This is a genomic window from Devosia sp. (assembly GCF_040509215.1).
GTDB lineage: Bacteria > Pseudomonadota > Alphaproteobacteria > Rhizobiales > Devosiaceae > Devosia.
Genome location: NZ_JBEVLL010000255.1, coordinates 1 through 8,488, shown reverse-complemented (window position 1 = coordinate 8,488; position 8,488 = coordinate 1). Strand labels below are relative to the sequence as shown.

Annotated in this window: 10 protein-coding genes; 4 read left to right on the top strand and 6 right to left on the bottom strand. The window is 61.1% G+C overall.

The features are described from left to right. Positions 1-125 precede the first annotated feature (125 nt). Positions 126-1,400: an EAL domain-containing protein gene (locus ABW043_RS14365; RefSeq protein WP_353921892.1), complete on the bottom strand. Its 1,275-nt coding sequence runs from the start codon at positions 1,398-1,400 to the stop codon at positions 126-128. Positions 1,401-1,593: 193 nt separating this feature from the next. On the opposite strand from ABW043_RS14365, the gene ABW043_RS14360 reads away from it, so the two are divergent. Then, on the top strand, positions 1,594-3,024 hold the full coding sequence (locus ABW043_RS14360) for a sigma-54-dependent transcriptional regulator (protein ID WP_353921891.1): 1,431 nt from the start codon (positions 1,594-1,596) through the stop codon (positions 3,022-3,024). Between the two features lie 103 nt (positions 3,025-3,127). Here ABW043_RS14360 and ABW043_RS14355 read toward each other — a convergent pair whose 3' ends face one another. Then, complete coding sequence (locus ABW043_RS14355) at positions 3,128-4,426, bottom strand: glycoside hydrolase family 125 protein (protein ID WP_353921890.1); 1,299 nt, start codon at positions 4,424-4,426, stop codon at positions 3,128-3,130. Positions 4,427-4,587: 161 nt separating this feature from the next. On the opposite strand from ABW043_RS14355, the gene ABW043_RS14350 reads away from it, so the two are divergent. Then, the gene (locus ABW043_RS14350; RefSeq protein WP_353921889.1) at positions 4,588-5,124 is read left to right on the top strand and encodes a dihydrofolate reductase family protein; all 537 of its coding nucleotides are present in this window, start codon (positions 4,588-4,590) and stop codon (positions 5,122-5,124) included. A 157-nt stretch (positions 5,125-5,281) separates the two neighbouring features. On the opposite strand, the gene ABW043_RS14345 is transcribed toward ABW043_RS14350, so the two are convergent. The 4 genes from ABW043_RS14345 to ABW043_RS14330 are packed head-to-tail and all read right to left on the bottom strand — an operon-like array spanning position 5,282 to position 7,365. Continuing rightward, complete coding sequence (locus tag ABW043_RS14345; RefSeq protein ID WP_353921888.1) at positions 5,282-5,656, bottom strand: hypothetical protein; 375 nt, start codon at positions 5,654-5,656, stop codon at positions 5,282-5,284. A 49-nt stretch (positions 5,657-5,705) separates the two neighbouring features. Then, positions 5,706-6,671, bottom strand: coding sequence for a DMT family transporter (locus ABW043_RS14340; RefSeq protein WP_353921887.1), 966 nt, complete (start codon positions 6,669-6,671; stop codon positions 5,706-5,708). A gap of 28 nt (positions 6,672-6,699) precedes the next feature. Beyond that, a complete protein-coding gene (locus ABW043_RS14335; protein ID WP_353921886.1) occupies positions 6,700-6,948 on the bottom strand; it encodes a hypothetical protein in 249 nt (82 codons plus the stop codon). 60 nt (positions 6,949-7,008) lie between these two features. Then, positions 7,009-7,365 (bottom strand): DUF427 domain-containing protein, encoded by a 357-nt coding sequence (locus ABW043_RS14330; protein WP_353921885.1) that lies wholly within the window; start codon positions 7,363-7,365, stop codon positions 7,009-7,011. Positions 7,366-7,546: 181 nt separating this feature from the next. On the opposite strand from ABW043_RS14330, the gene ABW043_RS14325 reads away from it, so the two are divergent. Continuing rightward, complete coding sequence (locus tag ABW043_RS14325; RefSeq protein WP_046144411.1) at positions 7,547-7,837, top strand: co-chaperone GroES; 291 nt, start codon at positions 7,547-7,549, stop codon at positions 7,835-7,837. Between the two features lie 47 nt (positions 7,838-7,884). After that, positions 7,885-8,488: TCP-1/cpn60 chaperonin family protein (locus ABW043_RS14320; protein ID WP_353921884.1), on the top strand; the 604-nt coding region annotated here is incomplete at its 3' end.

Sequence of the window (8,488 nt, the reverse complement as noted above, 5' to 3'; positions counted from 1 at the left end):
GCCGGAAATGATGGGCAGGGGCGCGGCTGCGGACATGGGTTCGGTTCCCGTCTAAAAATGTCTCAGGCTGCTATGTGGCAGTTCGGTCCGGGCGATCAAGCCCGAAACCGATGGAACTGCCGATTTCAGAGCTCGGCGCGACGACGCGCGGCTTCCGGGCGCTGCGGGGCGGGCGGGGCAACGGTGCGGGTCGGCTCGAGCAGGAGGTCGGGACGCACGGGGCCAGCCGGAGCGACATGATTGCCCTGCACCAGGGTGATTTCATTGTCGAGCAGCTCGACGATCTGGCGCTCGTCGGTCACCCCGGTCGCCAGCAGGGTGACGTCGAAACGGCCCACATAGCTGGCAATATCGGAGAGGTGGAAGTCGGTATAGACGTCCGGGGAATTGATCAGCTTGCTGGCGATGACGCGGATGGTGCGCACACCCAGTTCGGAAAGATCGGCAAAATTGAGCCGCAGCGAAGTGGTGTTGGACAGCGAAAAACCCGCGCCGCGGCGCTGGATCGCCTGCAGCGCCGTACGCGCCGTCTGCATCAGCTCCTGGAATTCCACTTCGGCAACAACGAAGATCAGGCCGGTGGCAATAACGCGGTTGGCATCGAGAATGGCGAGCAACTGCTCCACCGCCGCGCTGTCGCGCACCGTCGCGCTGCTCAAGGGAATATAGAGCGAAATCGCCTGGCCGCCGGTGCGGGCGCGACGGGCAATCGCCACGGCCTCGTTGAGCGCAGTGCCGTCGATCCGCTGCAAAACGTCTTCGCCGCCATGGCGCGGCAGGAAGTCGACGGGCTCGGCAAGGTCACCATCTTCCAGCATCAGGCGCGGGATGAGGTCGTAGCCGGCGGGACGACGCTGCGGCAGCCGCGCAACGGGCTGGATATGATAGACAAGACGCTGGTTGCCCAGCGCCTGACGCACCATTTCGAGTGGGATGATCGGCTCGATGTCATCGTTGGGTCGCGGCGCCGGAACGGCGCGCGGTGCCTCGCTCGCAAATCGATCGCCCGCAGGGATGGCTGCGGGCGCTGACGCTTTTTCCTCGATATCGGCGACAGCCTCAGCCACCTGACGAATGACCGTTCCAAGCACCGAAATATCGGCTTCGATGGTTTCGAGACGCTGGCCGGGGTTCAGCTCAGACAGGGCATTGATGCGGCGGCCGAGCACGGAGCCGGCCTGGGCATCGGTCGCCAGCAGACGCGAGAGATCCTCGATACCGCGTTCGAGGCGCTTTTCCGCACGCAGCCGCAAACGGCGTTCGGTAACAAGCGTAGCAATGCATGCAACGACCAGCGCAACCAGGATCGCTTCGGCGAGCGTAAACGACAAGGCGAAGTAGGATGTTGCGCCAATCGCAAAACCCGCAAGCGCGATAAAGAGATAGACCAGAGCCTGCATGGCATCCCAGGTTCAGATTGTGGCTAGATTCGACGCACCTGTCATACCATTGCCAATGTGACGGAAAAAGCACTTAGACCCGATCCTACAGGTAAAGAACGGATTATTTACCCTGTTCGTCAACAATCCCCGCGAACGTCATGGCTGTCCGGCAACGGTCAGGCACATGGCGAAACACGAGGAATTGGGCGTAATGGCAATGATTTCGGGCCACGACAACGCGCTGAGCGGCCGGCTTCTGCTGATCGACAGCGACGCGGAAGCGGCCTCTCAGATTGGCGAATCGTTGAGCCAGGCCCTGCTCTGCACGCCTGCCGTGACCCTCGTAAAGTCCGGCCGCGAAGCCCTCGACATGCTGCGCGCCAACCGATTCGACATCATTCTGGCCGATATGCCGAGCCTGAATGACATTGCCGAGCGCGACGATGAAGGCATGGGACGCGTCGTGCGCCACGCCGAAGGCGCGCTTGTCGTTGCCATGGCCGGGGGCGCCTCAGTCACCGCCGCCGTCGGCGCGATGCGTGCCGGCGCCCATGACTATGTGACCAAGCCCATTGCCGGTCCGAGCCTTGCCACCCGCATTGGCGAACTTGCCCAGCGCCACGGTCGCCCCCGTTCGCTCGGTCTCGATACGAGCCTGCCTCAGGCCACCCCCGATTTTGCCGGCTTTGTCGGCGCGTCGAACGCCATGCAGTTCATCTATGAGCAGATCGGGCGCGTTGCGACTTCGTCTGCCCCGGTCTTCATCACGGGCGAAAGCGGCACCGGCAAGGATGTCTGCGCCGAAGCCCTACATTCGCAGGGTCCGCGCGCGGGAAAACGCTTCGTTGCCATCAATTGCGCCGCCATTCCGCGCGACCTGATGGAAAGCGAACTGTTCGGCGTCGCCCGCGGCGCTTTTACCGGCGCGCATGAAGACCGCAAGGGTGCGGCCGAGCTCGCCGATGGCGGCACGCTGTTCCTCGATGAAATCGGGGAAATGGATCTTTCCCTGCAGTCCAAGCTGCTGCGCTTCCTTCAGACCGGCACCATTTCGCGCGTCGGCGAAGCCAATATGCGCAAGGTCGATGTGCGCGTCATCTGCGCCACCAATCGCAATCCCCTGCAGATGATCACCGAGCGGAAGTTCCGCGAGGACCTGTTCTATCGCCTGCACGTCCTGCCGATCCACCTGCCGCCGCTGCGCCAGCGCCCGACCGATATCATGGTCCTCGCCCGCCACTTCCTGGCGCGCTATGCGCGCGAAGAGCACAAGGTGTTCGGCGGCTTCTCCAATGAAGCCTCCCAGCAACTCACCGCTGCCGACTGGCCCGGCAATATCCGGCAATTGCAGAACCTGGTGCGCCGCATCGTCGTCATGTTCGATGGCGGGGATATCGACATCGGCATGCTCACCGCCGCCGATATCGAGTCTCAGGCCTTTGTCCCGGTCGAGGCCCCTGCTCCGCGCGCCGAAGGCCGCCGCGCCATCCTGCCGATGTGGCAGCAGGAACAAAAGATCATCGAAGACGCGATCGCGGCCTTCGCCGGCAATATTTCCATGGCCGCCGCCGCGCTCGAAATCAGCCCGTCCACCATCTACCGCAAGCGCCAGGGCTGGGCGGAGATGCAGAAGGCCGGCTGAGGCCAGCCTCGAAACCCCCACATCCACGGTGTCATTCCCGCGAAAGCGGGAATGTCTGTTTCAGCGCAATGGATTCCCGCTTTTGCGCTAATAGAGCAGCGGTCTACGCACCCGTTCCAGCGGAGCGGCGGTAGCTGCGCAGGCCTGCAACATCAAACGCCAGCTCGCAAAACATGGCATTGGCCCAGGAGAACCATGGTCGCGTGAACTTGGTCGGATCATCGACGTGGAAGGACTCGTGCATGAGCCCCGTTCCACCGTCAGTGGCAAGCAACAGGGCCAGCAAGTCGCGCTTTTCAGCGGGATCATCGCTGGTCAGCCCCTGCACGGCCAAGGCAATCGGCCAGACTTGGTCCGGCGGCGTATGCGGACTGCCGACACCCGAGGCGGCCGTCCCGGCGTAGAAATAGGGGTTTGCCTTGCTCAGAATGCGGGAGCGGGTCGCCTGATAGATCGGGTCCGCTGCCGTGCACCAACCCAGCATGGGGAGCGAAAGAAGGCTCGGCACATTGGCGTCGTCGGCGAACAAGCTATTGCCGAGCCCATCGACCTCGTAGGCGTAGACCCGGTCTCCGCCATCGACATGCACCAGTCCGAAGCGCTCGATACCCTGTGCGATATCCTCGCGCAGGCGATCGGCGTCCTGAGCAAGAGCATGGTCGCCAAAAACCTCGGTGGCCAGTTCGGCGATATATTTTAGCGCCACCGCAGCAAAGGCGTTGCCGGGAATGTTGTAGCCGTAGACACACGCATCATCGCTCGGCCTGAACCCCGCCCAGGTCATGCCGGTATGGCCGGTGATCGGCCCAAGCCCTTCGCGCGTCAGCGTGTCGCTCGGAGGGCAATCGAGACGCCCAAAACGATAAGTCGAATTGCGCTCGTGGTCCTGCTCGGTCCGCCAAGTTTGGATGACGACCTTGGCCACATCCACGAAGCTTTGCAGATGGTCGGTTCGGCGCGTTGTCGCCCACAGATCATAGGCAAGCTGGATGGTGTAGGCGAGCGAGTCGATCTCGTATTTGCGCTCCCACACCCAGGCAGACTGCGGAAATACGTCCTTGTGTCCCGCAGCATTGCCGCCGGCGTTGAAGGCATTGGCATAGGGATCGAGCAGCACATAGTCGAGTTGGCGCCTCGACACCGCCGCAATCAAATCGGCCAAGCCAGAATCCTGGTGCGCGAGGTGCAGGAACGGGGCAAGTTGGGCCGTCGAGTCACGGAGCCACATTGCCGGAATGTCGCCCGTTATGACGAATGCCGTTCCATCGGGCAGATAAGTGACGGTCCTCGTCAGCATATCCAGGAGGCAGCGCTCGACGGTTTCGGCGACCTGCGCGCCCAGCTTGTCAGCGACCTGGCTCGAGATTTTCTGAACGATTGGATGAAACGTCTCTCCAGTCACCGCCATCTCCATTTTTCGGCACTATCAGGGAACATCCCCTTATTACATAGCTGCGGATTCGGCGCCTAGTGACGAACCAAAGCCCATCACTTATCCGCCCGCCTCCTGCCACCGCCTGACACGTCGCGCGCCTAAATCTCCTCTATCCAAAGGAGAGCCAGATGCCATCATCCCATGTCTTCATCGCCACCAGTCTCGACGGCTTCATCGCCCGTAAGGACGACGACATCGAGTGGCTGACGAGCTTTTCGAGCCTCGGTGAAGACCACGGCTACAATGCCCATATCGCAAAAATGGACGGCATCATCATGGGCCGCGGCACCTATGAAAAGGTCGTCACCTTCGATCAGTGGTACTATGAAAAGCCGGTTCTGGTGGTAAGCCGCAGCCTCGATCCGGCTTCCGTTTCCGATCACCTCAAGGACAAGGTCGAGGTCATTGCTGCGACGCCCGAAGGGGCCATGGACCTTGCCGCCTCGCGCGGCTGGCAACGCATTTATGCCGATGGCGGAAAACTCATCCAGTCGTTCCTTCGTGCGGGCTTGATCGAGGACATGATCGTCAGCCGCATTCCGATCCTCCTCGGCGACGGCATCCCGCTTTTCGGACCGCTCGATCAGGACATCGCGCTCGAGCACATCGAGACCAAATCCTTCCCCTCCGGCCTCGTGCAGTCGCATTACCGGGTCAAGCGCTAGGGCGTATCAACGCTCCAAACGTCGCGGCGTTGATGGAAAACCACCCACCGGCTGTCATCCCGGCGAAGGCCGGGACCCAGCTTGAGATCTCAGGATGGACCCCGGCCTGCGCCGGGGTGACATCGCGCGAGAGGCCGACAAAGCGCAAAATGAAGGGCTATCCCAGCGCCACGATCACCGCAGCTCCACACAACACCGCAGCCACCGGCGTCATCACCAACCGCTCAGGCATGCTGCGCGAAATGGCATTCATCACCGTCCCGACCGCCAGCAATGCAGCGATCACCCAGGTCGCCGTCCCAAGCCAGTCGCCGGTCAACGCCACGAGCCCGGCTTTGCCCAGCACGATCGCAGCAAAACCGGCATAGATCAAAATCGAAACCGCGCTGCCGATGCGCAGCCCCAGGGGCAAGCGCAGATATTGCCCGCCCCAGGCAAGACGCCCCCAAGGCGCGCCGGCGGCGAGATTGGCCTGAAACAGCGCCAACCCGATGATTAAAGCCGAAAAGATGACGGCTGCCGTCGCTGCCATTGATGCCCCCTGCCCTTGTCGCCTTTAGGTAGGTCTGGAGGCGCCGCGGTCAAGGCGTATTGGCTTCCTTGGACTTGATCCGATCGAGCCCGAGCCGATGTTCCCGCAAAATGACGGCAATGCCCGAACCGACGATGATCAATGCGCCCAGAATCATGGTCAGCGTCGGCACATCGGCGAAGATGAAATAGCCCAGCACGATGGTCAGGATCAGCGACACATATTCGAAGGGGGCGATCACCGACATATCGGCATGACGATAGGAGGAAGTCATCAGCAATTGCCCGATGCCGCCAAAGAACCCCGCACCAATCAGTAGCGCCGCCTGTTCAGGCGTCGGCCATATCCAACCGAAGGGCAGTGTCAGAAGCGAGAGCACGCTGGCGCTGATGAAGAAGTAGGTGACGATCGCCTCGGTGCGCTCGGTATGGACGAGATTGCGCACGGCCATCATCGCAAAGGCCGATAGAACGGCGGCCATAAGCGCTGCCAAAGCGCCCACTGCCTCTGCATCGCCGAGCGCTGCGCCCGCCGAAAAAACCGTCAGGCGCGGCCAGAGGATGATGACGACGCCGACCAGCCCGACAACGACTGCCGTCCAGCGAAAGAAATGTACGCGCTCATTGAGCAGCACGGCCGAGAAGATGACGATCAGGAGCGGGGTCGCATAAGAAATCGCCGTCGCCTCGGGCAGCGGCAGGCGCGTCAGGGCGAAGAACCCAAGGCTCATCGAGGCAACGCCGACAAGCCCGCGCAGGATATGCCCAATCGGGCGCTTCGTTGCAAAGGCATTGCCCAGCCGTCCCTTCCAGCCGAGATAGGCCAGAACGGGCAGCAGCGCAAAAAAGGAACGGAAGAATACCATCTGTCCCGATGGTACCGTTTGGGTCGCTTTGAGCATGGTGGCCATGCCCACGAAGAAGAAGACCGACACCACCTTGAGCATGATGCCGCGCATGGGATTTGCCGCATGCGCGGAGAAAGCTTGGGCGGGGCTTTTGTCGAGGGCGGACATGGGACACTATCCGAGCCGGACGAACGGCCTATTTAGACTGGGTTTTTTCCAGCTTCTCTTTGGCAATTCGCGCCGTGGCGAAGGCCTTGTGCTCGGGGCCCACGGCGCTGCCGGTCTTGACGACCTTGCCGTCGGCATCATGGATTTCCCAGTGCCAGTTGGCGTTGGGACCGCTGCCGCCCTTGAGGCTCAGCTTGATCTGGTATGGAGATTGTTCGCTCATATCTGCCTTATGCAGCACCTCGGCCCACGAAGAAAGAGGAAAGTGGGGCAGCATAAGCGCCCCATTCTCCTTATCCGCACCGGGTTAATCTCGATGCTAACAGTGTGCTAACGCCTAGACCTCGGAAACACTCACTTTGACGCGCTCGCCGCCGAAGGTGATGAGATCGCGGATCGGCCCATAGGCGCCGTCGGCATAAGGATAATACCAGGCCTCATCGGGCCCGTCGGCGGTGAGCGTCTTGATGGTATAATAATGTGCCTCACCCTTCCCCGGCTCTTCGCGCCTTGTTTCGGAGAGTTCGAGGATACCGGGATGCACGGCATCGAGCGGCACAAAAATCTGCGGTGTCCGTCCCGCTTCTTCCAATCGCAAAGCGTTGAGCGTGCTCGCGATTTCGCCATCGTCGAAAAAGATATGCACGCGTCCGGCAATCGGGCTCACAATCGAAGTCGTCTCGTCGGCGGCCACAGCAGCCTCCTTTGCATGAGGTTCATCTCCCCGTGTTAACGCACGAACAAAATCTCCGTTCACCGAACCTTGACTCTCTCGCCGCCGCATCCCTATATCCGGTCACCTTGCTAGCACTCAGCCACTTCGAGTGCTAACAGGCCGAAATTGCATTCAGAAATGATGCCAAGAGGAAAAAATCATGGGCTTCCGTCCCCTGCATGACCGCGTGGTCGTCCGTCGCGTCGACAGTGAAGAAAAGACCAAGGGCGGGATCATTATCCCCGATACCGCCAAGGAAAAGCCCTCCGAGGGCGTGATCGTTTCGGTTGGCCCTGGCGCCCGCGACGAAAATGGCAAGATCAACGCCCTCGACGTGAAGGCCGGCGATCGCGTGCTCTTCGGCAAGTGGAGCGGCACCGAGGTCAAGCTTAACGGCGAAGACCTGATCATCATGAAGGAAAGCGACATCATGGGTATCGTCGAGGTCTAAAAGCCTCGCCTATCCAGTCGTTTAACCCATTCTAAGGAGCGCCTCACATGGCTGCCAAAGAAGTAAAATTCTCGACCGAAGCCCGCGAAAAGATGCTGCGCGGCGTCAACATCCTTGCCAATGCGGTCAAGGTGACCCTCGGCCCCAAGGGTCGTAACGTCGTTATCGAAAAGTCCTTCGGCGCCCCGCGCATCACCAAGGACGGTGTTTCGGTTGCCAAGGAAATCGAACTCGAAGACAAGTTCGAAAACCTCGGCGCCCAGCTCCTGCGCTCGGTCGCTTCCAAGACCAACGATGTTGCCGGTGACGGCACCACCACCGCGACCGTTCTCGGTCAGGCTATCGTTGTCGAAGGCGTCAAGGCTGTTGCGGCCGGCTTCAACCCGATGGATCTGAAGCGCGGTATCGACCTCGCCGTTGCTGAAGTCGTTGCTTCGCTCCAGGCTTCGTCCAAGAAGATCACTTCGTCCTCCGAAGTTGCCCAGGTCGGCACCATTTCGGCAAACGGCGAAACGTCCATCGGCGACATGATCGCTGAAGCCATGCAGAAGGTCGGCAACGAGGGTGTCATCACCGTCGAAGAAGCCAAGACCGCTGAAACCGAACTCGATGTCGTTGAAGGCATGCAGTTCGACCGTGGCTACCTCTCGC